Below are 1,365 nucleotides of genomic sequence, written 5' to 3'. Positions count from 1 at the left end.
GACTGCCCGTGGCCACGCACCTGAAACTGGTAGATCTCGCTAAGGCCATCCGACAGCGGCCCCATCTGCGGTGCGGTCGTGCCGGGCGGAAGCTGTATGGTCTGCAACCGCTCACTGATCAGATTGCGGTCGAGGTACAGGTTCGTAGCGTCGGCGAATCGCACATAAATCACGGAGAGACCGTAACGCGAGATCGAGCGCAGGCTCTGCATGTCTGGCAGACCTTGCAGCGCGAGCTCGACAGGTGCGGTGATCGAGCGCTCGACATCGACTGGCGCGAGGCCGGGCGCCTGAGTCGTCACCAGCACCTGCTGCGGCGAGATGTCCGGCTCCGCATCGAAGGGCAACCGTTGCATGCTATAGAGCCCGGCGACGATCAGTACGGCGACGAGAATCAAAACGGCGGCGCGATTTTTCAGTGCCGCCTCGACAAGTTTGGTAATCATGGCGTGCGCTCGCGGATCAGCCTTCGTCGGGAATGGTGCTCTTCATGAGCGCAGCCTTCAGCCAGTAGCTGCCGACGGCGACGACGGACGTGCCGGCCGACAGGCCAGTGAGAATCTGCGTCATGCCGTCGGCGGCATAGCCGGTACGAACGGCGCGCCACGCGAAACGGCCGTTGCCGGAAGGGATGAATACGGCTTGCTGTCCATTCACATCCTGGAGCGCCGCGTCGGGCACAAGCGTCGTGTCCCGACCGAGCGGCGCCTGGATCTCGACCGTGCCGAACATATTGGCGCGGAGTGCGCCGTCGCCGTTGGGCAGTTCGCAGCGGACCGCTACTGTGCCGGTGTTGGTGTCGACCTGATCGGCGACATCGATGACGTGGCCGGTGAACTGTCGATTGCCATACCCATCGAGGTGGACAAGCACCGTCTGACCGGGGCGCACTTCTGCGGCATCGTGTTCAGGGACGTTGGCCTGCACCCACATCGTCGAGAGATCGGCCAGCGTCACAATCGGCGCCGACATGTCGACGATATTGCCGGCGCCCGCGCCCACGCTGCTGATCACACCATCGAACGGTGCGACGAGCGCACCCAGTGAATCGCCCGGACTCAGTCGGGCTAGCGTGGCCGTTCCATTGCTTCGGCTCGCCGGGGCATCGATCGGCATCAGGCGTTGCTGCATGCCCTGCCACTTCTGCAGGTCCGCCTGGCGCGACTTCAGCATGGCTTGCGCATTGACCGCGGCAGCACGGCGGCGGTCGAGTTCGCTCTGCGCGATACCGCCTGCGGTGACGAGCTCGGTGCCGCGCTGCAGTGCTGCATTGGCCGCATCGGCTGCAACCTTCGCGTCCGCCACCGCGGCGGACGCACTTGCGACCTGACTACGCACGTCGCTCAAGTCGAACTCGTCCAGTGT

2 protein-coding genes are annotated in these 1,365 nt (G+C 64.6%); both read right to left on the bottom strand.

The window, feature by feature from the left end:
* Positions 1-446: efflux RND transporter permease subunit (locus P0D89_RS53030; RefSeq protein ID WP_408371214.1), on the bottom strand; the 446-nt coding region annotated here is incomplete at its 3' end.
* A 16-nt stretch (positions 447-462) separates the two neighbouring features.
* Positions 463-1,365: efflux RND transporter periplasmic adaptor subunit (locus P0D89_RS53025; RefSeq protein ID WP_408371216.1), on the bottom strand; the 903-nt coding region annotated here is incomplete at its 5' end.

It is taken from the genome of Paraburkholderia sp. RL18-085-BIA-A (assembly GCF_046027075.1).
Lineage (GTDB): Bacteria > Pseudomonadota > Gammaproteobacteria > Burkholderiales > Burkholderiaceae > Paraburkholderia.
This window is presented reverse-complemented; position numbering and strand designations above follow the sequence as displayed.